The 25,611-nt window shown below is 63.1% G+C and carries 28 protein-coding genes; 14 read left to right on the plus strand and 14 right to left on the minus strand.

Annotation, left to right across the window (positions count from 1 at the left end; translation table 11 throughout):
• Positions 1-94: 94 nt before the first annotated feature.
• Complete coding sequence (locus AX724_RS02550; RefSeq protein WP_082733376.1) at positions 95-1,993, plus strand: potassium transporter Kup; 1,899 nt, start codon at positions 95-97, stop codon at positions 1,991-1,993.
• 6 nt (positions 1,994-1,999) lie between these two features.
• Here AX724_RS02550 and AX724_RS23855 read toward each other — a convergent pair whose 3' ends face one another.
• The 3 genes from AX724_RS23855 to AX724_RS02560 all read right to left on the minus strand — a co-directional run bounded on the left by AX724_RS23855 (position 2,000) and on the right by AX724_RS02560 (position 4,158).
• Entirely contained in the window at positions 2,000-2,152 is a 153-nt protein-coding gene (locus AX724_RS23855) for a hypothetical protein (RefSeq protein ID WP_197421451.1), read from the minus strand.
• Between the two features lie 19 nt (positions 2,153-2,171).
• Positions 2,172-2,882 carry a hypothetical protein gene (locus tag AX724_RS02555; protein WP_066763240.1) on the minus strand — a complete coding sequence of 237 codons (711 nt, stop codon included), beginning with the start codon at positions 2,880-2,882 and terminating at the stop codon, positions 2,172-2,174.
• 64 nt (positions 2,883-2,946) lie between these two features.
• The gene (locus tag AX724_RS02560; RefSeq protein WP_066763241.1) at positions 2,947-4,158 is read right to left on the minus strand and encodes a toxic anion resistance protein; all 1,212 of its coding nucleotides are present in this window, start codon (positions 4,156-4,158) and stop codon (positions 2,947-2,949) included.
• 156 nt (positions 4,159-4,314) lie between these two features.
• On the opposite strand from AX724_RS02560, the gene AX724_RS02565 reads away from it, so the two are divergent.
• Complete coding sequence (locus tag AX724_RS02565; RefSeq protein WP_066763242.1) at positions 4,315-4,635, plus strand: DUF485 domain-containing protein; 321 nt, start codon at positions 4,315-4,317, stop codon at positions 4,633-4,635.
• Entirely contained in the window at positions 4,632-6,326 is a 1,695-nt protein-coding gene (locus AX724_RS02570) for a cation acetate symporter (protein ID WP_066763243.1), read from the plus strand. Before AX724_RS02565 ends, AX724_RS02570 begins: the two co-directional genes overlap by 4 nt.
• A gap of 207 nt (positions 6,327-6,533) precedes the next feature.
• Here the strand turns inward: AX724_RS02570 and AX724_RS02575 are convergent, their stop codons facing one another.
• Complete coding sequence (locus AX724_RS02575) at positions 6,534-8,084, minus strand: S10 family peptidase (RefSeq protein ID WP_066763244.1); 1,551 nt, start codon at positions 8,082-8,084, stop codon at positions 6,534-6,536.
• A gap of 210 nt (positions 8,085-8,294) precedes the next feature.
• Between AX724_RS02575 and typA the strand changes: the two genes are divergently transcribed.
• The 7 genes from typA to AX724_RS02610 all read left to right on the plus strand — a co-directional run bounded on the left by typA (position 8,295) and on the right by AX724_RS02610 (position 14,395).
• Positions 8,295-10,115: a translational GTPase TypA gene (gene typA / locus AX724_RS02580; RefSeq protein WP_066763247.1), complete on the plus strand. Its 1,821-nt coding sequence runs from the start codon at positions 8,295-8,297 to the stop codon at positions 10,113-10,115.
• A gap of 209 nt (positions 10,116-10,324) precedes the next feature.
• A complete protein-coding gene (locus tag AX724_RS02585; protein WP_066763249.1) occupies positions 10,325-10,816 on the plus strand; it encodes a helix-turn-helix domain-containing protein in 492 nt (163 codons plus the stop codon).
• A 67-nt stretch (positions 10,817-10,883) separates the two neighbouring features.
• A complete protein-coding gene (locus AX724_RS02590) occupies positions 10,884-11,228 on the plus strand; it encodes a hypothetical protein (protein WP_066763253.1) in 345 nt (114 codons plus the stop codon).
• Between the two features lie 5 nt (positions 11,229-11,233).
• On the plus strand, positions 11,234-11,710 hold the full coding sequence (locus AX724_RS02595; RefSeq protein WP_231736449.1) for a hypothetical protein: 477 nt from the start codon (positions 11,234-11,236) through the stop codon (positions 11,708-11,710).
• Positions 11,688-12,155 (plus strand): MarR family transcriptional regulator, encoded by a 468-nt coding sequence (locus AX724_RS02600; RefSeq protein WP_066763254.1) that lies wholly within the window; start codon positions 11,688-11,690, stop codon positions 12,153-12,155. The genes AX724_RS02595 and AX724_RS02600 overlap by 23 nt, the downstream gene beginning before the upstream one ends.
• Before the next feature lie 86 nt (positions 12,156-12,241).
• Entirely contained in the window at positions 12,242-13,555 is a 1,314-nt protein-coding gene (locus tag AX724_RS02605; RefSeq protein WP_066763256.1) for a NupC/NupG family nucleoside CNT transporter, read from the plus strand.
• A gap of 138 nt (positions 13,556-13,693) precedes the next feature.
• Positions 13,694-14,395 (plus strand): HAD family hydrolase, encoded by a 702-nt coding sequence (locus AX724_RS02610; protein ID WP_066763298.1) that lies wholly within the window; start codon positions 13,694-13,696, stop codon positions 14,393-14,395.
• On the opposite strand, the gene egtD is transcribed toward AX724_RS02610, so the two are convergent.
• From egtD to gluQRS, 6 genes are all read right to left on the minus strand, one after another.
• Complete coding sequence (gene egtD / locus AX724_RS02615; RefSeq protein WP_066763257.1) at positions 14,392-15,351, minus strand: L-histidine N(alpha)-methyltransferase; 960 nt, start codon at positions 15,349-15,351, stop codon at positions 14,392-14,394. The two genes, AX724_RS02610 and egtD, sit on opposite strands and share 4 nt — an antisense overlap.
• A gap of 1 nt (position 15,352) precedes the next feature.
• On the minus strand, positions 15,353-16,621 hold the full coding sequence (gene egtB / locus AX724_RS02620; RefSeq protein ID WP_066763259.1) for an ergothioneine biosynthesis protein EgtB: 1,269 nt from the start codon (positions 16,619-16,621) through the stop codon (positions 15,353-15,355).
• A 111-nt stretch (positions 16,622-16,732) separates the two neighbouring features.
• Entirely contained in the window at positions 16,733-17,587 is an 855-nt protein-coding gene (locus tag AX724_RS02625; RefSeq protein ID WP_066763301.1) for a GGDEF domain-containing protein, read from the minus strand.
• Between the two features lie 119 nt (positions 17,588-17,706).
• Positions 17,707-18,285 (minus strand): cob(I)yrinic acid a,c-diamide adenosyltransferase, encoded by a 579-nt coding sequence (locus AX724_RS02630; protein WP_066763260.1) that lies wholly within the window; start codon positions 18,283-18,285, stop codon positions 17,707-17,709.
• Between the two features lie 15 nt (positions 18,286-18,300).
• On the minus strand, positions 18,301-18,534 hold the full coding sequence (locus tag AX724_RS02635; RefSeq protein ID WP_066763263.1) for a twin transmembrane helix small protein: 234 nt from the start codon (positions 18,532-18,534) through the stop codon (positions 18,301-18,303).
• Positions 18,535-18,544: 10 nt separating this feature from the next.
• Entirely contained in the window at positions 18,545-19,450 is a 906-nt protein-coding gene (gene gluQRS / locus AX724_RS02640; RefSeq protein WP_082733377.1) for a tRNA glutamyl-Q(34) synthetase GluQRS, read from the minus strand.
• 94 nt (positions 19,451-19,544) lie between these two features.
• Between gluQRS and AX724_RS02645 the strand changes: the two genes are divergently transcribed.
• The gene (locus AX724_RS02645; RefSeq protein ID WP_066763265.1) at positions 19,545-20,111 is read left to right on the plus strand and encodes an HNH endonuclease; all 567 of its coding nucleotides are present in this window, start codon (positions 19,545-19,547) and stop codon (positions 20,109-20,111) included.
• Between the two features lie 24 nt (positions 20,112-20,135).
• On the opposite strand, the gene AX724_RS02650 is transcribed toward AX724_RS02645, so the two are convergent.
• Positions 20,136-20,888: a Crp/Fnr family transcriptional regulator gene (locus AX724_RS02650; RefSeq protein ID WP_197421452.1), complete on the minus strand. Its 753-nt coding sequence runs from the start codon at positions 20,886-20,888 to the stop codon at positions 20,136-20,138.
• 197 nt (positions 20,889-21,085) lie between these two features.
• Here AX724_RS02650 and murA point away from each other — a divergent pair, with 197 nt between their 5' ends.
• Positions 21,086-22,369 carry a UDP-N-acetylglucosamine 1-carboxyvinyltransferase gene (gene murA, locus AX724_RS02655; protein WP_066763267.1) on the plus strand — a complete coding sequence of 428 codons (1,284 nt, stop codon included), beginning with the start codon at positions 21,086-21,088 and terminating at the stop codon, positions 22,367-22,369.
• The gene (locus AX724_RS02660) at positions 22,362-23,888 is read left to right on the plus strand and encodes a sensor histidine kinase (protein WP_066763269.1); all 1,527 of its coding nucleotides are present in this window, start codon (positions 22,362-22,364) and stop codon (positions 23,886-23,888) included. Before murA ends, AX724_RS02660 begins: the two co-directional genes overlap by 8 nt.
• On the opposite strand, the gene AX724_RS22555 is transcribed toward AX724_RS02660, so the two are convergent.
• The 3 genes from AX724_RS22555 to AX724_RS02675 form a co-directional block, all read right to left on the minus strand.
• The gene (locus AX724_RS22555; protein ID WP_082733378.1) at positions 23,836-24,270 is read right to left on the minus strand and encodes a response regulator; all 435 of its coding nucleotides are present in this window, start codon (positions 24,268-24,270) and stop codon (positions 23,836-23,838) included. The genes AX724_RS02660 and AX724_RS22555 overlap by 53 nt on opposite strands.
• Before the next feature lie 81 nt (positions 24,271-24,351).
• A complete protein-coding gene (locus AX724_RS02670; protein ID WP_066763273.1) occupies positions 24,352-24,582 on the minus strand; it encodes a hypothetical protein in 231 nt (76 codons plus the stop codon).
• 1 nt (position 24,583) lies between these two features.
• The gene (locus AX724_RS02675) at positions 24,584-25,201 is read right to left on the minus strand and encodes a DNA-3-methyladenine glycosylase family protein (protein ID WP_066763277.1); all 618 of its coding nucleotides are present in this window, start codon (positions 25,199-25,201) and stop codon (positions 24,584-24,586) included.
• 74 nt (positions 25,202-25,275) lie between these two features.
• On the opposite strand from AX724_RS02675, the gene AX724_RS02680 reads away from it, so the two are divergent.
• A complete protein-coding gene (locus AX724_RS02680; RefSeq protein ID WP_066763278.1) occupies positions 25,276-25,593 on the plus strand; it encodes a 2Fe-2S iron-sulfur cluster-binding protein in 318 nt (105 codons plus the stop codon).
• The last annotated feature ends 18 nt before the right edge of the window (positions 25,594-25,611 follow it).

Raw genomic sequence — 25,611 nt, forward strand, 5'->3', positions numbered from 1 at the left:
CATATGGAAATACTATGGACCGACCCGATCATTCATATGGAAATCCCCTCGGCGCTCATGCATCGACGGGAGAAGTGACGGAGAATGATCAGCTATGCAGGGCGAGGTCGAAGGAAATGCGGGGAGCGGCCATGGTCCTGCTCAGGGATTGGGGCCGCTGGCGCTGGGCGCGCTGGGCGTGGTGTTCGGTGACATCGGCACCTCACCGCTCTACGCGTTGAAGGAAAGCTTCGTCGGCCATCATCCCCTGACGGTCGATCCGCTGCATATCTACGGGGTGTTGTCGCTGATCTTCTGGACGATGACGCTGATCGTCACGGTCAAATATGTGTTTATCGTCATGCGCGCGGACAATCATGGCGAAGGCGGCAGCATGGCATTGCTGGCGCTGATCCGGCGCAATCTGGAAGGGTCGGGCCGAACCCCGTTGATCGCGGCGCTTGGCGTGCTGGCGACGGCGCTCTTCTATGGAGACGCCATCATCACGCCCGCCATTTCAGTGCTTTCGGCCGTGGAAGGCCTGACGGTGGTTGAGGCGAATCTTACGCCGCTCGTCCTGCCGATCGCGATCGCCATCCTGGTGGGGCTTTTCCTGATCCAGCGATTCGGCACGGCGCGGGTCGGCGCGTTGTTCGGTCCGGTGATGGTCGTCTACTTCATCGTGCTGGCGCTGCTCGGCGTCATGAACATATGGCGTCATCCAGAGATCGTCGCGATCGTCAATCCTCTATGGGCGTTCCGTTTCTTCGCCCTGGATCCGGTGCTGGCCTTCCTGGCGCTGGGTTCGGTGGTGCTGGCGGTGACGGGCGCGGAGGCGCTCTATGCCGACATGGGTCATTTCGGGCGAAAGGCGATCAGCATCGCCTGGCTCTACGCGGCATTCCCCTGCCTGCTGCTCAACTATCTGGGGCAGGGTGCGCTGCTGATCGACCAGCCGGCTGCGGCGGCCAATCCCTTCTTTCTGATGGCGCCGGACTGGGCGCGTCTGCCGCTGGTGATTCTTGCCACGCTGGCCACGATCATCGCCAGCCAGGCTGTCATTTCCGGCGCCTTTTCAGTGACGCAGCAGGCGGTGCAATTGGGATTTCTGCCCCGCCTTCGCATCCTGCACACCAGCGCGTCGGCAGCGGGGCAAATCTATGTACCGCTGGTCAACCATGCGCTGCTGATATTCGTCATCATGCTGGTGGTCGGTTTCGGCAGTTCGACGGACCTTGCGGCGGCCTATGGCATCGCGGTCACGGGCACCATGGTGATTACCGCCTGCATGCTGGGCGTGCTGACTTTCTCCATCTGGCGCTGGCCGCCGCTGGCGGCAGGCGGCGTGACCGGCCTGTTCCTGTTGATCGATGGGGCCTATTTCGCATCCAACGCGACCAAGATTCCCGATGGCGGATGGTTTCCGCTGATGGTGGCGACGGTGGCGTTCGTCATCTTGACGACCTGGGCGACGGGCCGCCGGATCATGCGCGAACGGTTGCAGGAAGGCGCGATGGAACTGGACCTTTTCATCCAGTCCACCATGACGTCGCTGAAACGCGTGCCGGGCACCGCCATCTTCCTGTCGTCCAGCACCGCCGGCGTCCCGCCGGCTCTGCTCCACAACGTCAAGCACAACCGCATCCTGCACGAACGCAACATCATCCTGACGGTACGGACGCATGGCGTGCCGCACCTGCATGAAGCGCTGCGGTCGCAGGTGGAGGATCATGGCGCGGGCTTCTATCGCCTTGTCCTGAACCATGGTTTCATGGAGGAGGTGGACATTCCGGCCGTGCTGAAATCGGTCCAGGATTGCGGCGGGCCGATCACGGTGAAGGACAGCAGCTATTTCCTCAGTCGCCAGACCCTGATCCCCTCGGCGCGGCCGGGCATGGCGATGTGGCGCGAAAAGCTGTTCGCCTGGATGATCCGGAACGCGGAAAGCCCGATGGACTTCTTCAAGCTGCCGGTGAACCGGGTGGTGGAACTGGGATCGCAGCTGGAAATCTGATCGTCGTTATTTCCGTCGCCATCTCCGAAACAGCGACACGCCCATAAAGCCGCCGCCCAGCACCGCCGCGATCGCCCCGCCGGCCGAAGCCAGCGCCCATGCGCCCGCCGCCAGCAGGCCGGTCAGGAAATCCACGATGATCAGGGTGAGATGGATCATGCCGCAAGGAGCGCAGGGCCTACTGCCCTAGTTCCTTGGCTTCCTGATATTTGAGTTCGAGAAACCGGTTCTGCACGGCGAGCTTGTCCAGATCGCCGCTGGCGAGGGTCTCGCTCATCCGTGCGATTTCAGCGTCTATGACGGAAAGCCCTTCGACGAGTTGCGTTTCCGGGACACGGCCGTTGCGTTCCTGACGCCGAAGCGGCTGGGGAATGGATTGATAGCCGGTGACGAGTTCGGGAAGATGATCGGCCAGGAGCTTGCGGATTTCCTGCGCCGCCGGATCACCTTCGCCCATGCGTTCGAGCTGCGGGGCCAGCGTTTCCAGCCGCACGCCGATGCTGTCGACCAGGGTTATGGCAGGCGCGGGCAGCGCCTTTCGCTGGTTCTCAAGCCAGATTTCGGTCTTGAGGGGCAGGGCGGCGAGTTCCGTCTGCGCCAGCGCCTCGGTGCGGACGCGGGTTTCGGTAGGGACGAGGGCGATCAGGACCAAAGCTGCGATGATGACGCCCAGCGCGATCATGACGCCTGATACGCCCAGGGGCATGATGAAGCCCGCGACCGCACTGGCGAGCACGATCGCCAGCACTGCCCAGAAAGCATATTTGACCTTGCGGATCAGGCCGGCATTGCGCCGTTCCCGCGCCCGCGTGGACAGGCTGCGCGCCCGGTCGCTATGGCGGCGCAGCACCGCTTCTGCATCGGCCAGAACGCGGTCGGAGCGGCTCATCGCGCCAAACTCCGTTCGTTTCTCGACTTTGCTCGAAACGAACGGATGAAGATGGTCGACATCCTCACCCCTCGATCGCGCTCAGCAACGGGTTTTCCACCCGCGCTTCCTGTGCCGCTTGCGCCTGACCCTCCGCGCGGGCGATATAGCCCTTGGACTTCTCCACTTCGTTCGACAGCGTGTTCACCGTCGTCTTCATATTTTCCAGCGCCTTCAGCTTGAAGGTGTCGATATTGTCCATCGTGTCGTAGATATTCTGGAAGGCGCGCTGCAGCGTTTCGATGGGGATGGTGCTGGACGCGGCCTGCTCATGAATCTGCGCGGTCTGGTTCTTGAGCAGTTCGCCCGTGCGATCGATCATGTTCGCGGTCGTCGTGTTGAGGGCGGTGATCTGCTCCAGCACCAGGCGTTGCCCGACCAGTGCCTGCGCCACCGTCACCGCCGTCCGCAGCGCCGCGACTGTGGTGGTGCTGGCGCGGTCGACGCCCTTCACCAACTCGACATTGTTCTTCTTGACGAGATCGAGCGCGAGATAGCCCTGCACCGTCACCGCCATTTGCGTCAGCAGGTCCTGCGTGCGCTGGCGGATGTAGAAGAGCGCGCTTTCCCGGATCGCCTTGGCCTTGGCAGGATCGATCGAATCCAGCTCCAGCGCTTTGGCCTCCAGCCGGGCGTCCATCGTCTTGCTGATATGGATCATCTGCTCCAGACGACCCATCGTTTGCCACATATTCTGCCGCTCGACATCGATGGCGGCATTGTCCTTGATCAGCGTGTCCTTGCCGCTGGCGAGGCTGCCCAGGATCGAATTGATGTGGCCCTGCGCGCTCTTATAGCCGTCGAAATAATCGCGCATCTTGTTGCCGAAGGGGATGATGCCGAACAGCTTCTTGGGCGCGAGCAGGCTGCCGCGCTTGCCGGGATCGAGATCCTCCACCGTGCGCCGCAGTTCGGCAAGGTCGGCGCCGACCTTCGTGTCGCTGTCCATGGCGCGGACGGGGCGGTCGAGGAAGCGGTTGCTGTGCCCGGCCGCCTCGGCGATCTCCTTGCGGCCCATGTTGGTGAGCTGGTCGACGCGCTTGCCGAATTCGGGGGAGTTTGCATCCTGCGCGACAAGATCGTCGATAAAGGCGTCGACTTTCTCGTCCAGCTTGCTGCGCGTCCCCTCCTCGATGGGGACGAGCCCTGACGCCTTTTCCGGCGCGACGACGGGCACCGGATCGGGCGGGGTCAGGTTGAGCGTGTCGGCAGTAGCGGTCGGCGCGGTCGAAGCCATGTCATCTCCCAGAAGCCATTGGCGGCATTTACTGTCATATGTGCATAAAACAGTCGCGCCGCAAGTCAGCGCCTCCGTTTATAAAGGCGCACCCGATGGCATTGCAATCGCTTGAGGTGAGGCTAGGTTGCGGGTCGAAGACAGGAGGGAGGGGGCATGGACCCGAACAGGGATGACGCGTTGATCGCGGCGGTGGGTAGCGATCCCCGCTATATCGCACTGGTGGCGCGTCGTGCGCGATTGGGCTGGCTGCTGTCGGCACTGATCTTCATCGCCTTCGTCGGCTATCTGCTGCTGATCGCGTTCGACAAGGCTTTGCTGGGCGCCCCCGTGGGATCGGGCGTGACATCGGTCGGCATTCCCGTGGGACTGGGCCTCATCCTGTTGGCCATCGCGCTGACCGGCGTATATGTCGTCCACGCCAATCGCCACCATGACGCGCAGATGGCCGCCATCCTTGCGGATCATGCCGCATGAAGGCGCTGGTCGCAGCGCTCGCGGTCCTGATGCCCGTTCCCGTTTTCGCCGCCGCGCTGGAGGGGGAGGCCCAGCGCCAGCCGATCAACTGGGTCGCGATATTGATGTTCGTCGCCTTCGTCGGGCTCACGCTGTGGATCACCAAGGCGGCAGCGGCGCGCACCCGCACCGCGTCCGACTTCTATACGGCGGGCGGGGGCATCACTGGGTTCCAGAACGGCCTTGCCATGGCGGGGGACTATATGTCTGCCGCGTCCTTCCTGGGCATTTCGGCCCAGATCTTCAACGATGGCTATGATGGCCTCATCTACTCCACCGGCTTCCTCGTCGGCTGGCCCATCCTTCTGTTCCTGATGGCGGAGCGGCTGCGCAACCTTGGCCGCTTCACCTTCGCTGATGTCGCTTCCTACCGGTTCGCACAGCCGCCGGTACGCAGTTTCGCGGCGGTCAGCACGCTGCTGGTCGTCAGCTTCTATCTCGTCGCGCAGATGGTGGGGGCGGGGCAGTTGATCAAATTGCTGTTCGGCCTGCCCTATGCCGCCGCGGTCCTGATCGTTGGCGGCCTCATGATGCTCTACGTCCTGTTCGGCGGGATGCGCGCGACGACCTGGGTGCAGATCATCAAGGCGGTGCTGCTGCTGGGCGGCGCGAGCTTCATGGCGATCATGGTGCTGGCGCAGACGGGTTTCAGCCTGGAGACGCTGTTCGCTCGCGCGGTGGACGTCAAGACCCAGGCGGCCCTTGCCGACGGCGCAAGCGTGGCAGAGGCGGCGGAGCGGGGCCGGTCGATCATGGCTCCGGGCAACTTCATCAAGGATCCGGTATCGGCCATCTCCTTCGGCCTGGCGCTGATGCTGGGGACGGCCGGCCTGCCGCACATATTGATGCGCTTCTTCACGGTTCCCGACGCGAAGGAAGCACGCAAGTCCGTGCTCTGGGCGACGGGCTGGATCGGCTATTTCTACATCCTCACCTTCATCATCGGTTTCGGCGCGATCGTGCTGGTCGGGACGGACGGGAGCTATCTGGACGGGGAAGGGGCCTTGCGCGGGGGCGGCAACATGGCTGCCATCCATCTGGCCCATGCGATCGGCGGCAATGCGTTTCTTGGCTTCATATCCGCCGTCGCCTTCGCCACCATCCTGGCCGTGGTGGCGGGCCTGACACTGTCGGCCGCCTCTGCGGTCAGCCACGATCTTTATGCGACGGTATTCAGACGGGGAGAGGCGAGTTCGGCCGACGAACTGCGCGTGTCGCGCCTGACCACGCTCGCGCTTGGCGCGCTTGCGGTACTACTGGGGCTGGTGTTCGAAAAGCAGAATGTCGCTTTCATGGTCAGCCTCGCCTTCGCGCTGGCGGCGTCGGGCAACTTCCCCGTGCTGATCCTGTCGCTGCTGTGGAGCGGATGCACGACGCGCGGCGCGGCGTGGGGCGGGACGATCGGGCTGTTGACCGCGTTCGTCCTGACCCTCTTGTCCCCGGCGGTCTGGACCACGACCTTCGGTCTTGGGCACGCGCCGTTCCCCTATAGTTCAGCGGCGATTTTCTCGGTGCCGGCCGGTTTTATCGCCATCTGGCTGATCTCGCTCATCGACCGTAGCCCTCGCGCGGCAGTGGACCGGGCAGGCTATGCAGCGCAGCGGGTGCGGGCGGAAACGGAAATAGGGGCGTTCGCCGCCAGCGATCATTGACCTTCCGGGAAAAGACGGCTCCATGACCGGCCCCCCGATCTCGTCAACGCGGATGGCAGCTAAAGCCCGCCCTCGTCGTTTTTCGACGGGACCGGGACAGTGTCCGCCTCTTGCGGGGAGACGAGATGCGCGCGGGAGACAGCCCGACGCCGGGGGGGGCGCGCCCCGGATTGGTTCCGCCCCTGCTTTACTGACGAAGGAGCGTCTTTAGCGCGCCCCTTCCGCATAATAGCGTTCCATGTCGAGCCGCATCTGGTGCAGCGCCTCAGGGTTCAGATAGACCATGTGCCCGGCGGGATAGTAGCGGAACTGAAGGTTCTGGCGCAGCTTGGGCTCAAGCATCATGTACTTCAAATCCCGTTCGGTCGAGAAGAACGGCGTCGCCATGTCATAATAGCCGTTGAGCGACAGCAGGCGCAGATGCGGGTTGGTGCGCATCGCGGCGGAAAGGTCGGCGGTCACATCCGCGACATTCTGCTTGCCGCCTTCAGGCGCCTGATGACTCCAGTCCCACTTGAAATCGCCGCCCTCGCGCGCGCTCAGCCGATAGGATAGGTCGGTCTTGTAGCCGATCTGGCGCGTCACCTGATCGAGGAAGCTGCCCACGTAAAGACCGGTGATGCCGGTGCTTGACGGATCATATTCCGGCTCCTCGCCCGCGGTGTCGGCGTCAATGCCGGTGTAGCGGCTGTCGAAGCGTCCGATCGTCTCATGCGCGTCGCGCAGCAGTTCCTTGCGGAAGCGGGACAGGTTGACGCGCAGGTTGGCGCGCTTCAGGTATTCCACCGAAAGGCCGGTGAAGCGGCTGAGCTGCTGCGCGATCTGATCGGTTTCGGTGTCGCTGATGTCCTGTCCCTTCAGCAGCGCGGTAGCGTAGGGGCCGCTGGCGAAGGCGCGCGCTTCCTCCACGAACGCCTCCAGACTGGGCGGACGGCCGCCTGGCACGCGGTTGTGGTACCAGGCGGTCGCGGCATAGCTCGGCAGATAGCCGATGTAGATCGTGTCGAAGCCCGATTGGCGCACGCCATAGTTCATGATCGACGACAGCAGGACCACGCCGTTCAGCGCGAGCCCGCGATCCTCAAGCTGATAGGCAAGCGCTCCCGAACGGGTGGTGCCGTAGCTTTCTCCGAAGATATATTTGGGATCGGCCCAGCGGCCGTTTTTGGTGACGTAGCGAATGATGGCCTTCGCAAAGGCGTCGACATCCTGATCGACGCCGTAGAAATCGGACGGCTTGGCATCGCCCAGCGGCCGGCTGTATCCCGCCCCGATCGCGTCGAGGAACACCATGTCGGTGCTGCCGATCAGGCTGTCGTTGTTCGGTCCCACATCGAAGGGGGCGGGCTTGACGGCTTTCGGGTTGCCGGTGCGCACATGCTCCGGCGCAAAGCTGCCCATCCGCAGCCACAAGGAGGAAGAACCCGGACCGCCATTGTAGAAGAAGGTCACCGGGCGGCTCTTCCCCGTGGCCGTATAGGCGGTGTAGAACATGCTGGCGACGGGCTTGCCCTTTTCGTCGCGGATGGTCAGCGTCCCGGCGGTCTGGGTGTAGGGGATCGCCTTGCCATCGACTCGCGCCGTCCCCTTGCTGCTCTGCGTCACTTCTTCGACCGGGGCACTGGCCCAGTTGGCCGCGACCGCTTCTGCCACCTTGTCGGCATGTTGCTTTGCCGCGTCGGGCGCGTCCTTCTGCGCCAGGGCGGCGGCCGGCAGGCAGGTGAGGGACAAGAGCGAGAGGGCTATAGTCAGCCGCATGGGGCCATGATCCTTTTTCGAAGAGGGCGATCCTGTATTGCCTCCATAAGCCAGTTGTACGGCTGTTCAAGTGGACCAAGGATATTCTGTTACATGAAGGGCGAACCCCGCTCGCCCTTGCCGCATTGCGTCATTTCCTGTAGGGGCGCGCCCGATAGTTCCACAGCCGGCGTCGTGTCGGCCGGAAAGCCCGTTCCACAAAGGCAGTTCATGTCCCAGCGTAACATCGCCATCATCGCGCACGTCGACCATGGCAAAACGACTCTCGTCGACCAGCTTTTCCGCCAGTCCGGCACCTTCCGCGACAATCAGCGCGTGGAAGAGCGCGCGATGGACAGCAACGACCTGGAAAAGGAGCGTGGCATCACCATTCTGGCCAAGCCCACGTCGGTCGAATGGAACGGCACCCGCATCAATATCGTCGACACGCCCGGCCACGCCGACTTCGGCGGCGAAGTGGAGCGCATCCTCTCCATGGTCGACGGCGTCATCCTGCTGGTCGACTCCTCCGAAGGCGCGATGCCCCAGACCAAGTTCGTCACCGGCAAGGCGCTGGCACTGGGCCTTCGCCCCATCGTGGTCGTCAATAAGGTCGATCGCCCCGACGAGCGCATCCAGGAAGTGCTGGACGAGGTGTTCGACCTGTTCGTGACGCTGGATGCGACCGACGAGCAGCTCGACTTCCCCGTGCTGTATGCCTCGGGCCGCAATGGCTATGCCAGCGAAGACCCGCAGCGCCGCGAAGGCACTCTGGAACCGCTGTTCCAGAAGATCGTCGATCATGTCCCGCCGCCGGCGCTGGACGAGGATGCGCCGTTCAGCTTCCTCGTGACGCTGCTGGACCGTGACAATTTCCTCGGCCGCATCCTGACCGGCCGGGTGCAGTCGGGCACGCTCAAGGTCAACCAGCCGATCCACGCGCTCGATGCCGAGGGCAATGTGATCGAAACCGGCCGTGCGTCGAAGATCCTGTCGTTCCGCGGCCTGGACCGGGTGCCGGTGGACGAGGCGAAGGCCGGCGACATCATCAGCCTTGCAGGTCTGACGGTTGCCACCGTGGCGAACACCATCGCCGATCCGCAGGTTTTGGTGCCGATCAAGGCGCAGCCCATCGACCCGCCGACGCTTTCGATGCGCTTTGCGGTGAATGATTCGCCCATGGCGGGGCGTGAGGGCAGCAAGGTGACGAGCCGCATGATTCGCGACCGCCTGATGCGCGAAGCCGAATCCAATGTCGCGATCAAGGTGACGGAATCGGCCGACAAGGACAGCTTCGAGGTCGCCGGTCGTGGCGAGCTTCAGCTTGGCGTTCTTATCGAAACCATGCGCCGCGAAGGATTTGAGCTTGGCATTTCGCGCCCGCGCGTGTTGTTCGGCGAGGATGAGAATGGCGGCAAGACCGAGCCTTATGAAACCGTGGTCATCGACGTGGACGACGAATTTTCCGGCACGGTCGTTGACAAGATGAACATCCGCAAGGCGGAGATGACCGACATGCGGCCGTCCGGCGGCGGCAAGACCCGCATCACCTTCTCCGCGCCCTCGCGCGGCCTGATCGGCTATCATGGCGAATTCCTGTCGGACACCCGGGGCACGGGCATCATGAATCGGCTGTTCGAGAAATATGGTCCGCACAAAGGCAAGATCGAAGGGCGCAAGAATGGCGTGCTGATTTCGAACGGCGCAGGCGAGGCCAATGCCTATGCGCTGGGTCCGCTCGAAGAGCGCGGCATCCTGTTCGTGGGCGTGGGCGAGGCGCTTTACGAAGGCATGATCATCGGCGAGAATGCCAAGCCGGAAGACCTTGAAGTCAATCCGATGAAGTCGAAAGCGCTGACCAACTTCCGCGCGAGCGGCAAGGACGATTCGATCCGGCTGACGCCGCCCAAGAAAATGACGCTGGAACAGGCCATCGCCTATATCGACGATGACGAGATGGTCGAGGTCACTCCCAAGACCATCCGCCTGCGCAAGCGCTTCCTTGATCCCAACGAGCGCAAGCGGATGAGCCGGGCGAAGGCCGCGGCCTGATCACACAAGGGCGGGGTCATCCCGCCCTTTTTTGCTGAGACGCGCTGTCAGAAGGTCGAAAGATTGCGCGTTCATCCATGTTCGTGGCACTTTGCAGTGCAACGCATACCGAATCGCAACCCTGTTTTCCTTAAATGAAGGGGATAGCTGGGGCCTTGGCTGCCGGTCGTTCGTTGTCCGGCAAGGGGCCTTGCAGGAGGAAAGATGGAGTGGCGGACACCCTGCCTGAGTTGAGCGAGGGGGAAAAGCAGTGCCTGCGCCTTGTCGCGCAGGGCTTCAATTCCAAGGAGATCGCGCGTCAGCTCCATGTATCGGAGCATACGGTCGACCAGCGCGTCCGCACCAGTTTGCGCAAGTTCGGCGTGCCGTCGCGAAAGGAAGCCGCGCGCCTGTTTGTTACGGTGGGGCAACATACGCCCCAAATCGACACATATCAGCCTTTGATATATCAAGCGCAGCCGCTTGCCTCGGATCCCGAACCTGGGTCATCCCTTGCTCAGCCGGACGGGGCGGATGCGGAGCCGGAGCGGACATCGCTCTTACGTCGCATCCTCGCTTTCGGCCCGCCGCTTGGGGGATCGACCAATGAACTGAGCATCGATGGCCGCATATTGGCGATGGTTCGCGCCGCCGTTCTGACTGGCGTGGGGGTCGTCACATTGCTGCTGCTGATTGCCGGAGCTTTTCGGGTTCTGGCCTGATCCTTTCCAGATCGCCATGCTGATAGACGCACCGCCTGAGACGGCGTTTGTGCGAAGGAGATGACTTGTGCTGAACCTTGACCGCGAAAAGACCCAGGCCGTCGCCGACCAGAACCGTCAGGCATTCGTCGCCCTAGACCATGCCCTGGTGGAGGCCGCGCAACTGACGACAGCCTTCCTCACGGCCTCGCAAGGCTCGGGCCTCACCGCCAGCGAAAGCCAGCGCATCATCAAACAGATTCACGATAGCGCCACCAAGATCATTGAAGGCCGGAGCGACATGGTTCGCGCCACCGCCTTGCTGACACGCTGCCTGCAGCAGAGCGCCATCCCGGTCACATCCGTCGGATGCCCGATCGGCCTCGAACTCGAACAGCGCGAAACCGCGCGTCACCTGACCCTGGTCGCCTGACCCGGGTGGAAGTCGCCGGCATCCGCATGACCTTTGGCCCCCCCTCTCAACCGGAAATGCAGATGCTGGCGGCTTTCTTCTGGCTCTTGACCCTTATGACCTGCGTCTTCGCCGTCTGCTTCGGCGGACGCGACGGGCGATGGTTCACGATGATTTTCATAGGAAGCGTCCTGCTGACGATTCCTGCACAACTGGCCGGTACCTGGCATCAGACCCAGTTCTGGCTGGCGATCGTCGACCTGATGCTGCTGGCAGGATTGATATGGCTGATGCTGGAAAGCTCGCGCTACTGGCCGATATGGGTCGCTGCCTGTCAATTGATGACCGTCTTGACCCATATCGTCACGCTGCTGCTGGGTAATTTCTCCGACCGCATCTACGCGGGCCTCAGTACCGTGTGGGTGATACCGCTGATGCTGTTCACGATCATCGGCATCGAACTGGACCGGAAGGCGTCGCATGACCGCGCATATTCCGCCTGATCGTTCCCTTCCGAGCCAGGAGGCGGTCGATCTGGTGGTCGCGTTGCAGCGATGTCTGACGAATTTTCATGCCCGCACCGAAGAGCCGGCCATCCTGGATGGCGAGGCGGAGGAACAGCGGGCCGCGCTGTCCCGCTATCTGGATGCCCGCCGGTCGCGGGCGATGCTGCTGGGCCAGAATCTCTTTTCCGATCCCGCGTGGGATATATTGCTCGCGCTCTTCCGGGCCGAACTGGAAGGCGGCGACATGACGCTGGAGCAATTGAGCGAGACGCTGCACCTGTCGCTCAGCGTCGTCGTAGGGCAAGTGGGCGCGATGGAGCGGCGCGGTCTGTTGGTCGAAAATCGCACTTCGCCAAACAGCCGGCGCCGGCGTGCGGTTCGGCTGTCGCCGCTCGCGACCGACGCCATGGCGTCCTGGACGTCGCTCGCCTTCGGCGACTGACAGTCCGACTGGCGCAGCAAAGCGCTGGCATCGGTGCCTTCCGCCTCATATAGTCGCACGGTCTGTCCTTCACGCGAAAGCGCTTCATGCATCTTCTCATTGGTCTGGCCGGCATTCTTCTGATCCTGGCCATCGCCTTCGCCCTGTCCTCCGACCGCCGTGCCATCAAGCCTCGCGTCGTCGGGGCCGCCTTCCTTCTTCAAGCGGGCATCGCCCTGCTGGTGCTCTATGTGCCGGCCGGGCGCAGTGTCATCGGCGGCATGTCGAAGGGCGTGGCTAACCTGCTGGGCTATGCGCAGGCAGGCACCGACTTCATCTTCGGCCCGCTGGCACGGCCGGATATCGGGGGCGCGAGCTTTGCCATCGCCGCCCTGCCAGTGATCATCTTCTTCGCCAGCCTCGTGTCGATCCTCTACTATCTGGGCATCATGCAGTTCATCGTCCGCTGGGTCGGCGGAGCGATTGAAAAGGTCACAGGTGTGTCGAAGGTGGAAAGCCTGTGTGCGGCCGCGAACATCTTTGTCGGGCAGAGCGAAAGCCCTCTGGTCATTCGGCCCTATCTGGCCGGGCTGACGCCGCCGCAATTGTTCGCGGTGATGACAAGCGGGATGGCAGGCGTAGCAGGCACCATTCTTGCCGCCTACGCGTCGATGGGGGTCAAGATCGACTATCTGCTCGCGGCGAGCTTCATGTCGGCGCCCGGCGGCCTGTTGATGGCGAAGATCATGATGCCCGACGAACCGGTGCTGGAACCGGAACTGCCGCTGGATGACGACATTCACCTCCCCGAGGCGCGGCGCAGCGCGGCGGGCCCCGCGGCGCTGATGGCGGAAACCACGCCGGGCGAACCGCTGCCCGTGGCTTCGCACGACGAGGAAAAACCCGCCAACCTCATCATGGCCGCCGCACAGGGCGCGCAGACCGGCGTGAAGCTGGCGGTAGCGGTCGGCGCGATGGTGCTCGCCTTCGTTGCCCTGGTGGCCTTGGCGAACGGGATATTGGCCGGTATCGGCGGGTGGTTCGGCTATCCTACGCTCAGTTTTCAGATGCTCCTCGGCTATGTCTTCTCGCCGGTCATGTATCTGCTCAACATCCCCTGGCAGGAAGCGCAGGTGGCGGGCGGACTTTTCGGCACGAAGGTCGTGCTGAACGAATTTGTGGCCTATATTGCGCTCGGCCAGGCGCAGAGCGCATTGTCGCCCGCCACGATCGCCATCATCACCTTCGCGCTGTGCGGATTCGCCAATTTCAGCTCGATCGCGATCCAGATGGCCGTGACCGGCAACCTCGCGCCCAATCAGCGGCCGATGATCGCGAAACTGGGGCTGAAAGCACTGGTGGCCGGGAGTCTGGCCAATTTGATGAGTGCGGCGCTCGCCGGACTGATGCTCAGCCTTTGATGGATCCGGGCGATGTCGCGGAAGCGCCGTCGCCCGTCCGCCCATAGTGTCGCAACCCTTGCGGGTGTGAAACTTATTCGCAATCACCGTCGCGGCTTTTGCAATGGCAATGCCGCGCGAAGCGCACATATGGATTGCATGACCTTGACCCTGCCGACAATCGTCGCATCCGCTTTCAAGCTGCCCGATCCGATCCGCGCCGTGATCTTCGACATGGACGGGACGCTGCTGGACACGGAAGCCGTTCACCTCAACGCCTTCGCGCGAACGGGCGCCGCCATCGGCTGGCCCATGCCGCAGGAGTTGTTGCTGTCGATGGTGGGCATTCACCGCGATGGCAACCGGCAGATGCTGGCGGACCGTCTGGGGCCGGAGTTTCCGCTCGAGCGTTTCTATGCGGACAGCGACGCCCTGTTCGAGGCGGCGGTCGACGCGGGCATCCCGTTGCGGCCAGGGGCCGACTTGCTGCTGGATCATCTGGCGCGCAGGGGAATCCCCATGGGGCTCGCCACATCGACGGCCGCGCCCTTCGCTCAGGACCGGCTGGAAAAAACCGGCATTGCGCAGTATTTCGACGTGGTGGTGACGCGGAGCGACGTGATGCACCCCAAACCTCATCCAGAGCCTTACCTGCTTGCAGCCGCCAGGCTCGGTCTCGATCCAAAAGATGTCGTGGCGGTGGAAGATAGTTATGCCGGTGTGCAATCTGCCACCGCAGCGGGCATCGCAACTGTCCTGGTGCCCGATCTGCTGCCACCCACGGGCGAATTGGCATTGGCCTGCGCTGCGATATTGCCAAGCCTTGCCGACCTGCGCGATCTACTGGTGACGACGGCCTAGGCCGCGGTCGCAAGGACCAGGGCGAACAACCCGTCTGCGTCGGTCCATTCCTTTACCGGTTCCCATCCTCCGGCGCTGAGCAGCAGCCTTCCGTCGCGGGGGCCATATTTATGGCTGCTCTCGGTATGGATGGTCTCGCCCTCCTCCATTTGGAAGCATTGGCCGGCGACATGGAAATGAAGTGGCCGAACCGCCTCCAGATGCATTTCTATGCGCGCTTTCTGATCGTTCCAGATTGCTTTGTGGGCAAAACCATTGATCGGCAGGTCGCCTTCAAGTTCCCGATTGATCCGCTCGATCAGGTTGAGGTTGAACGCTGCCGTCACGCCTGCCGCGTCGTCATAGGCGGCGATGAGCCGATCCCTGTCCTTGATCCGGTCCATGCCGATCAGCAGCATCGCGTCCTGCCCCAGCAGCGCACGCATGGCCCGCAACAGGTCGACCGCCGCGTCGGGCTCCATATTGCCGATGGTGGAGCCCGGAAAGAAGCCGAGGCGTGGCAGGCCATCGATGGCGGAAGGCAGGTCGAGCGGCCCGTTGAAATCGCCCACGACGGGCAGCACCGGAAGACCGGGAAAGGCGCTCGCGAGTTCGGCGCTGCTGGCGCGAAGGAAGTCGCCACTGATGTCGATCGGCACATAAGCAGCAGGGGTGATCGCGCGCAAAAGATGCGGGGTCTTGCGCGAACTGCCTGCGCCGAATTCCACGACAGCACGGCTTTCGCCGATGGCAGCGGCAAAGTCGGGGCCGTAAGCCTTCAGCAAGGCGGTTTCGGTTCGCGTCGGATAATATTCCGGCAGGTCGGTGATCTGCTCGAACAGTTCTGACCCTTTGCGGTCGTAAAACCAGATGGGCGGAGTTGCCTTTCGGGAGCGCGACAGCCCTTCCAATATGTCCTGCCGAAACGCCGGATCGATGCTGGTGGCGAAAGCGGCGGCCTGATCGGTCAACAGCATGTCAAAGATCCTTCGCGAGCCGCAGCCCGGTGAACTGCCAGCGCTGGTGGGGGTAGAAGAAATTGCGGTAGCTGGCGCGCATGTGGCCGCGCGGGGTGGCGGCGCTGCCGCCCTTCAGCACGAACTGGCCGGACATGAATTTGCCATTATATTCGCCCACCGCCCCGGCGGCGGCTCGGAAGCCGGGATGGGGACGATAGGCGCTGCCTGTCCATTCCCACACATCGCCGAACATCTGCGTCAAGTTGGTCGTGTCGCCCGCAGGGCGGGGACGAGGGCAGCCAGCGCCATCAAGCTGATTGCCACTGGTGGGGGAGATGTTGGCGGCTGCACATTCCCATTCCGCTTCGGTCGGCAGGCGGGCACCCGCCCAGCTGGCGTAGGCATCCGCCTCGTACAGGCTGATGTGGGTAACCGGCGCGGCGGGGTTCACAGGCTGGCGACCATCCAATCCAAACCGTGTCCAGCCTTTGTCACTTTCCTTCCAATAGAGCGGGGCCTCCACTCCTTCCGCCTGGACCCACGCCCATCCATCGGACAGCCAGTGCGCGGAATTGCGATAGCCCCCGTCCTCCATGAAGCTGATCCATTCGCCATTGGTTATGGGACGGTGCGCCAGAGCATGGGGCGACAGAACGGCCTTGTGACGGGGCCCCTCGCAGTCGAAGGCGAACGCACTGCGTCCGTCATCGCCCAACTCCACCAGTCCCTCACGCCCTTCGATCCAATGGAGCGGCCCTGGAAGGTCGACCGGCGCGGCGCTGGGACCGTCGAACAGGGCAGGTTCCAGCGGGTTCATGCAAAAGAGGTGAAGCAGGTCGGTCAGCAGCAGTTCCTGATGCTGCTGTTCGTGGTGCAGGCCGAGCGTGGCGAGGGCGCGGGCGGACTGCGGCAACATGCCCAGCGCCTTGACGAGCGCTGCATCGACATGGGCGCGATAGGCGCGGATGTCAGCGAGGGTAGGGCGCGTGAGAATCCCTCTTAGCGGGCGAGCGTGGCGCGCGCCCTCCGCCTCATAATAGCTGTTGAAGAGATAGGCGTAGCGCGCGTCGTAGGGCTGATAGTCCGCCACATGATCGCGCAGAATGAAGGTTTCGAAGAACCATGTGACATGGGCCATATGCCATTTGGCGGGGGACGCGTCGGGCATCGACTGCACCGTCGCATCCGCGTCGGACAGGGGGGCGACCAGTGCTTCCGTCAATCCACGAACGGCGCGATAGCGTTCCTCCAGGTCATCCTGACGGGCGTCCATCCAGCTTTTCGCCATGCCTGCCCTTCCCGGATACGGTTGCGCCGCTCTCACACAGGCTAGAAGCGCATGAAGCGCCCTCAGGTTCCGGACCTGTTCCTTGGGTCATGAAGCAGGATCAGAAAGAAATCAGGCCCGCAACAGCACAGGACTTGCCCGGCAGATGCGGTCGCGGCCAGCCTGCTTGGCTTCGTACAGCGCTTCGTCCGCGCGGGCGAGCGCCTCGTCAAGGGGGCCGCCGGTCCAGCGGCACACGCCGGCCGAAAAGCTGATGGGTCGCCCGTGGATCGTCCCGATCGGGTCTTCTCGCATCCGGGTGGCGATGCGCGCCAGCGACCAGCTTGCTTCATCCTCTATGCAGTCCTGGAAGAAGATGGCGAATTCCTCGCCCCCCCAACGCGCAATCAGATCGGCGCGGCGCATGAGGGCCGCGACCCGTGCGGCGAAGGCAGCCAGCACACGGTCGCCTTCCTCATGTCCTTCCAAGTCGTTGACCCGCTTGAAATAGTCGATGTCGAGCACCGCGATGCAGCCCTTGCGCCGCTCCTGCGGCAAGTCCGACAGTTCGGCCAGAAAGCCCCGGCGGTTGAGCACGCCGGTGAGCGGGTCTTCATGCGCCGCCTGATGCAGATCGTTCATTCGATCGCGAGTCTCGTTGGCCGCCCGATGCACGCCGGCATAGAGGGAGCGGATCACGTCGCCCACTTCGGGCAGCGTGGACGGCGGCGTCTCTTTCGCATGCAGCGCGTCGGCAAGGGCATGGATCGGGTTCAGCAACGCGCCGATGCCGAACAAGGCGAGGCCGGTGCCCAGCATGGTGGCGAGCGTCAGCAGGATGAATTCCGCAAGGGCAATGTGGCCGGTGGAAAAGCCCCACAGAAGATAACCAATCAGGGGCAGGTGCGTCGCGCAGAAGCAGAGCGCGAACAGCCGCAGCCGCAACGATCGGGGAAAAATGAAGGATGTAGCGAGATAGAATTGCACGGCGGCCCCCAATGATGACCGTTTTCCCATTAAGAATGGAGTTAAACGCCGCCTGAAGAAACGGGGTTAAAACGGCGTTATCGGCCGGACCGTGTCACCGGTGAGTCGAACCGAGCGGATCAAGTCGCGGACCGCGATGCGCCGGGAATCCATTTCACGTCACGCGCGCCATTGTCGTTCAACCGACGGGCAAGGACGAAAAGCAGATCGGAGAGGCGATTGAGATAGGCGAGTGCCTGCCGATTGAGCGCCACCTCCCTGGCGGCGGCGGTGGCGCTGCGCTCCGCCCGTCGCGCGACGGCTCGGGCAAGGTGCACGGCGGCCGCGGCGGGGGAGCCTCCCGGCAGGATGAAGCTGTCCAGCGGAGCAAGATCGGCGTTCATCTGGTCGATCTGCCGTTCCAGTCGCGCCACCTGGCTTTCAATGATGCGCAGAGCCCATGGCGCGTCGGGGCCGTCCGTTATGGGTGTCGCCAGATCGGCGCCGAGGTCGAAAAGATCGTTCTGGATCGTGGCCAGCCATTCGGCTTCCGGGCAAGGCCCCATAGAGGCGATGGCAAGGCCGATCGCGCTGTTCGCTTCGTCGACGTCACCCACCGCTTGCATACGGGGGGCGTTCTTGGGCAGGCGCGACCCGTCCACCAGGCCGGTGGTGCCATCGTCGCCCGTTCGCGTGTAGATCTTGTTGAGCTTTACCATCGGCCAGGGGCGATCCTAATGCCCCTTTGCCAGCAGCAATATGGCGACGATGATGATCGCCACCGCCTGGAACAGGATGCGGTTGATCATCATTCGGTTCTGTTTCAGCCGAGCCGGACTGGGGCCGCTTCCTTCAGGCCGGTTGAGGTCCTCCTTCGTCGTTTGCAGGAAGGCGATGATGCCCCGGATCAGCGCGACCAGCGTCGCGATCATGGCGAGGATGAGAGCGATGACCAGGATCGTGTTCATGGGTCCGAAGCTAGGCGCTTGCGGTCCTGATTCCAACCGGAAAGCGACCGGCCCGCAACGCTTCAGCGAGCGCGGCGGGATTGACGCCCGACTCTCGCAATTCCGCGAGCGCAATCGATCCGTCCCGCTTGGCAAGGCGCCGGCCATCGGCCCCGACCAGCAGCGGATGATGGATATAGGCAGGGGAGGGCAGGCCGAGAAGCGCTTGCAGCAGGCGGTGAATGTCGGTCGCCCCGCGCAAGTCGTCACCGCGCAGAACGTGGCTGACCTCCATCGCCGCATCGTCCAGCGTGCACGACAGGTGGTAGCTGGCCGGCGCGTCCTTGCGTGCCAGCACCACGTCACCATGAACAGCGGGGGCCGCGAGGACGGTCCGCGGCTCGGCACTGGCATCGAAGGGGAAGGGCAGGGCATTCCAGCGCAAGGCACCGGTTCGGGCCACAGCGGCCGCCACGTCCAGGCGCCAGGCATGCGGCTCCCCTGCGGCCATCCGCCGGCTTCGTTCCGCGTCAGCCAGTGCCCGGCATGTACCGGGATAGACCGGCCCTTCCGGACCGTGCGGGGCGGTCATGCTCGCCTGGATGTCTGCGCGGGTGCAAAAGCAGGGATAGAGAAGGCCTTCCCCCCGCAGCCGTTCGAGCGCCGCGTCATATCGGTCGAGCCGTCGCGACTGGAAGATGATGTTGCCGTCCCATTCGATGCCAAGCCAGTTCAGGTCTTCGACAATTGCTTCAACATGCTCCGGCCGGCTTCTGGTTCCGTCTATGTCTTCAATGCGGAGGCGGAATGTGCCCATGCCCGCGCGCGTCATGTCATGGGCCATCAGCGCCGACCATCCATGCCCGACGTGCAGACGGCCGGTAGGGCTGGGCGCGAACCGGGTCACCATATGCTGTGTCGCGGCGGATGGAGTCATACAGGGCCTTGACGGAGGATATTCGTTAATGCTGTCATGCGCTTGTCACGTTGCTGGACGATCAGCGGCGTCGGCAAGGGGGAAAAAGGTTTTTATGTACCATCCCGACCTCATACGACATCCGGAAAATTGTCCGGCGCTTGTCCTCAATGCGGACTATACACCTCTCAGCTATTACCCATTGAGCCTGTGGCCGTGGCAGACCGCCATCAAGGCGGTTTTCCTAGAGCGGGTCGACATCATCTCAAGCTATGAGCGTGAGGTTCACAGTCCCAGCCTCCAGATGAAGATTCCATCGGTCATCGCGCTCAAACAATATGTGAAGCCGTCCGAACACCCCGCTTTCACCCGATTCAACCTGTTCCTGCGCGACAAGTTCGCCTGCCAATATTGCGGCTCGACCCACGACCTGACCTTCGACCATGTGATACCCCGGCGCGCCGGAGGGCGCACCACGTGGGAGAATGTGGCCACCGCTTGTTCACCATGCAACCTGAAGAAGGGCGGGCGTACCCCGCGGGAAGCGGGGATGAAGCTGCACGTCCAGCCGATCCGTCCGACCAGCTGGCAGTTGCAGGAGCATGGCCGCGGATTTCCGCCCGGCTATCTCCACGATAGCTGGCATGACTGGCTTTATTGGGACGTTGAACTACTGGCCTGACGCCTTCTGGCTCCTTTTGGAGTGTCAGCCGACCGGCAGCCAGTCCAAGTCCATATCCTTGTGCCGGTTGGTATAATGGCCGATCTCTTCCAGCTGGCGCATGTTGATGAGCGTGATGCGGCCGTTGGATCGGCTGATCAGCCCTTCCTGCTCCATCTGCCGGATCATGCGATTGACGTGGACCGACGTCAGGCCGATCGAATCGCCGATCTCCTCCTGCGTCAGCCTCAGGTCGAAGCTGTCGGTGATGCTGTCGTCCGTGACGCGCAGCCGGTCGAACATGTCGAGCAGGAACGACGCGACACGGGCCTTTGCCGACGTGCGGCCCAGCGCAGCGAGGCGATCCGTCATCGAGACCCGTTCCGCATTGGACAGCAGGAATAACAGCGCGGCGACGCGGGGGAATTCGTCCAGCAGGCGGCGCAACGCATGTTTGTCGAACGGGCACACGATCGCGTCCGACAGGGCGACGAGGGATTCGGGCGCCTTGCTGTAGATGGTGCTGGCAGACCCGATGAAATCTCCAGGGAAATAGACGCGCAGGATCTGACGGCTGCCGTCGGGCAGGATGACGAAACTCATGACCCGCCCTTCGCGCAACACGAACAGCTCGGTCACCGTTTCGTTCACCCGCTGGATCATCGCGCCGCGCTTGATTTTGCGGGGATTTTCCTCAAGCCGGGATAGTGCCGCTTTTTCTGCGTCGGAAAGGGGCACCTGCTTTGCCAGCCTTTCCGCGAAACAGCCCGTTGCCACCAAAAACACCTTCTTTCGCATTTGTCGTTACGATGGCAAAACGCCTCAAGCGCCTTTTGGCTGCATTTTTACGTTCTGCACTAAACTCGATCAATGTCGTGGCTCTGCCTCAAATTATGTTGGCTGGTCATGACGGCGCGACGATAAGCCGCGGGCCAAGCGCATAATAGGTCGGTTCGTCTTGCGCGGTGCGTCACAGACGCTATGAACCCTGATCAATGGACCGCATACATATTCGCGGCGGAAAAGCGCTTTCCGGCCGCCTTCCTATTTCCGGCGCAAAGAACGCCGCCCTGACGTTGCTGCCATGCGCGCTACTGACGGACGAGCCCGTGACGCTTCGCAATCTGCCGCGTCTGGCCGACGTCGACAGCTTCGGGCATCTGCTCAACCAGCTTGGCGTATCGACGATGATCGAAGGCGCGCGGCCGGAGGATTTCGGCCGGGTGATGACGATGCGCGCCGGGCGTGTCACCTCCACAGAAGCCCCCTATGACATCGTGCGGAAAATGCGCGCGTCCATCCTGGTGCTTGGGCCGCTGCTCGCGCGCGCGGGTGAGGCGCGGGTTTCGCTGCCGGGCGGTTGCGCCATCGGCAACCGGCCGATCGACCTGCACTTGAAGGCGCTGGAGGCCTTTGGCGCGATCATAGAAATCAACGCCGGATATGTCCGCGCCAGCGCGCCTGATGGCGGCTTGCCCGGCGGCGTCTATACATTCCCCGTGGTCTCCGTCGGGGCGACCGAAAACGCGGTTATGGCGGCTGTGCTGGCAAAGGGCACCTGCATCCTTGAAAATGCCGCGCGCGAGCCGGAGATTGTCGATCTGTGCAATCTCCTCCTTGCCATGGGCGCGGACATAGAGGGGGTCGGCTCCGACAAGCTCACCATTCATGGGCGCGACCGCCTGCACGGCGCCACGTATCGCGTCATGCCGGACAGGATCGAAGCCGGCAGCTATGCCTGTGCGGCCGCCATCACTGGGGGGTCTTTGGACCTGATCGGCGCGAATGCTGATGATATGCACGCCATTCTCGCGGCATTGCGGGACGCCGGGGTGCAGGTCGACACGCACAAGGATGGCATTCGGGTCGCTTCTGATGGCAAGCTCAGGCCACTTTCGCTCTCGACCGCGCCTTTCCCGGCCTTTCCGACCGACATGCAGGCGCAGTTCATGGCGATGCTGACCTTGGCGGACGGGGCCTCGGTGCTGACCGAGACCATTTTCGAGAACCGCTACATGCACGTTCCCGAACTGGCGCGCATGGGCGCGGATATTGCCGTCAACGGTCGGACCGCCGTCGTGCGCGGGGTGCGTGGGCTGGTCGGTGCGCCCGTCATGGCGACGGATCTGCGCGCTTCCATGAGCCTGATCCTCGCCGGCCTCGCCGCGGAAGGGGAGACGCAGGTCAACCGCGTCTATCATCTCGACCGCGGGTATGAGCGGCTGGAAGAAAAGCTGTCAGCCGTGGGCGCCGACATCGAACGCGTCAGTGATGGCTGAAGGCCGGGGCCTGGCGACGGACCGGGCGGCGCTGCTGGCGCTTTACGATCTCGACGCAGGCGGTTTTCGCACGCTGGACGATATCACCGCTTTTGCGGCGCAATTATGCGACGCGCCGATCGCGTTGGTCAGCATCGTGGAGGATGTGCGCCAGCGCTTCCTCGCCCGCTGCGGCCTGGACGCCGAAGAAACGCCGCGCGATGTCTCCTTCTGCGCCCACGCCATGCTGGGCGATGAGATTTTCTTGGTGCAGGACGCTACCCAGGACGACCGGTTCCGGGACAATCTGCTGGTTACCGGCCCGCCGCACATCCGCTTCTACGCTGGTGCCCCGCTCACGGGAGCGGATGGGGAGCCGCTGGGCGCTCTCTGCGTCATCGATACCACGCCGAGATCGGAACTCACGGCGCTGCAACAGCAGGGGCTGTCCCTGCTCGCGCGCCAGGTGATGGTGGAACTGGAGGGCCGGCGGCGCGACCGGGACGTCATCCTGAAACAGCGCCTCGACGCGGCGGCTGTAGCCGACAGCGACCGCATGTTCCGCACGTTGGCGGACACCATGCCGCAGATGGTGTGGTCGACCCTGCCGGATGGCTTCCATGATTATTACAATGCGCGCTGGTATGAATATACCGGCGTACCGGTCGGATCGACGGATGGAGACGCGTGGAACGGAATGTTCCATCCAGCCGACCAGGATCTTGCATGGGGAAAGTGGCGGCACAGTCTGGCTACCGGCGAACCCTATGAAATCGAATATCGTCTGCGGCATCATAGCGGAGAATATCGCTGGACGCTCGGGCGCGCCTTGCCGATACGCGATGTCCGTGGCGCGATCATGCGCTGGATCGGCACCTGCACGGATATTCACGAGCAGAAGCTGATGATGGAAGAGCGCGAAATGATCGCGCACGAACTGTCCCATCGCATCAAGAACATCTTTTCGGTGATCGTGGGCCTTATCGGCCTGTCGGCACGGCAGCATCCAGAGATACGCGGTGTTGCCGACGACCTGCGTGATCGCATCCTCGCACTGGGGCGGGCTCATGATTTCGTGCGTCCCCACAGCAGCGAATCGGCGCCGCAAAGCGGGCAGGGACAAGGCCGGTTGTGCGGCGTCCTGAACCAGATTTTCGCCCCCTATCGGGACGCGTCAGCAAGCCGCATCCTGTTGACCGGTGACGACCCGCTGATCGATGATCGATCCGCAACACCGATCGCGCTGCTTTTCCACGAACTTGCCACCAATGCGGCAAAATATGGGGCGCTGTCGACCTCTTCCGGTCAGGTCAGCCTGCACGTCTGCACAGAAGGCAAGGACGTGCGGATCGACTGGCATGAGAAGGGTGGACCGCCCGTCACGCCAGGCGGGGTTGACGGCTTTGGCAGCCGCCTGATGACGCTCAGCGTCGAGCGCCAACTGGGAGGGCGATTGAAGCGGGAATGGAAACCCGAAGGGTTGCAACTCAGCCTCTGGATTCCGATCCGTTCCATGAGCCGCGTGGCAGAAACGGCGTAAAACCAGCAATATCAGCGTCGCTAAGCTCCGGTTCCTCCGTCGCCGCCAGCAACAGCGCTGCTGTGATGCTGTGCGGACGAAAAGGCTTGGTGATGACCCCCAACGCGGCCACCGAAGCTCCACCGATTTGTGCCGGGTTCGCGGTCACGTAGATGACCCGGACACCATGCCGGGTGGACAATTCCATCCCGATCTGCGGGCCTGTCGGGCCATCGCGGAGATTGAGATCGACAAGAGCAATGTCGCATTCTTCGGCATCTGCGAGCGCGGCGTCACGATCCGCTGCAATGGCTTGAACGGTGAAGCCTGCATCTTCGACGATCTGTTCTATTTCCAGGGCGACGAAAATCTCGTCCTCGACGATCAAAACCTTCTTGCTCATTCCCAATTCCGCGGAGCTTAGTCCGACTAAAAAGCGCCACGGTCGTTGGGGTTCCCTCGCAAGAATAATTTTGAATCCACCCTATGCGTCCGTCGCCGGTGAAAGGCTGGTCCACACCGTGTCGAAGTCCGTGCCCGTCATCACCAGAACCGAGGCTGGATAACCCGAGTCCGCAGCCTTTCGGGCGGTGCCGGTGGCGCTTTCGACCGCCTTTGCCTGCGTGGCAAAGGGACCATAATATTTGTTGTCCAGGTTGATCTTCCACACGCCCTCATGTTCCAGGACGATGTAACGGGCATGGGGCAGGGCCATGTCAAAGAACCTCCGTATTATAATGGTGCCAGGCCATAATCGCCGCCGCGCCGCGATGGGGGCGCCAGCGTTCGGCCAATTCCCGGGTCAATTTCTCGCTCGGCCGTTCGGCAAGGCCCAGGATACGGCCGACCTCCACCTGCACCGCCAGGTCGCCGGCAGGCCAGATGTCGGGGCGACCTTCGGCGAAAAGCAGGTAGATTTCTGCGGACCAGCGGCCGATCCCCTTGATCTGAACCAGTTGGGAAATCGCTTCCTCGTCGTCGGCCGGCAGGGCATGAAGGTCGAGCGCACCCGACACGACCAGTTCCGCCAGACTGCGGGCATAGCCTTGTTTCTGGCGGGACAGACCGCATGCGCGCAGCACATCATAGTCTCGCGCAAGCAATGCCTCGGGCGCGCAGCCTTCGCCCAGTTCCGTCTCCAGCCTGCGCCAGACCGCGGCGGCGGACGCAACGCTCACCTGCTGGCCGACAATCGTGCGCAACAGCGTTTCATAGCCGGGCTCCCGCACGCGCGGCGCAGGGTAGCCGACCCGCTGGATCGCGGCGGCGAAGCCGGGTTCAAGCAGCGCGATCGCATCCAGGCTGGCGCGCATCTCATCAGCGGTCGTCACCATCGCTCTATGCTCGACCCTTGCTTTCCGGATGCCGCTCCGCCAGAGCGGCGGAAACAATCTAGGGGACTGGATAAATGCCAAAACTGATCGTGGTCAACCGTGCGGGGGAAGAACAGGCTGTCGAAGGGGACGCCGGCCTGTCGGTCATGGAAATCATTCGTGACAATGGATTCGACGAATTGCTCGCCCTTTGCGGCGGTTGCTGTTCCTGTGCGACCTGCCATGTGTATGTCGATGAAGACTTCGCGGCGTATCTTCCGCCGATGAGCGAAGATGAAAATGACCTGCTCGACAGCAGTGACCATCGCAACAGCAGCAGCCGCCTGTCCTGCCAGGTCGTGCTGACCGACGCGCTGGACGGACTGCGCGTTACCATCGCGCCCGAAGACTGATCTGCCGACCGCAGCGCC

Source organism: Sphingobium sp. CCH11-B1, assembly GCF_001556865.1.
Taxonomy (GTDB): Bacteria; Pseudomonadota; Alphaproteobacteria; order Sphingomonadales; family Sphingomonadaceae; genus Sphingobium.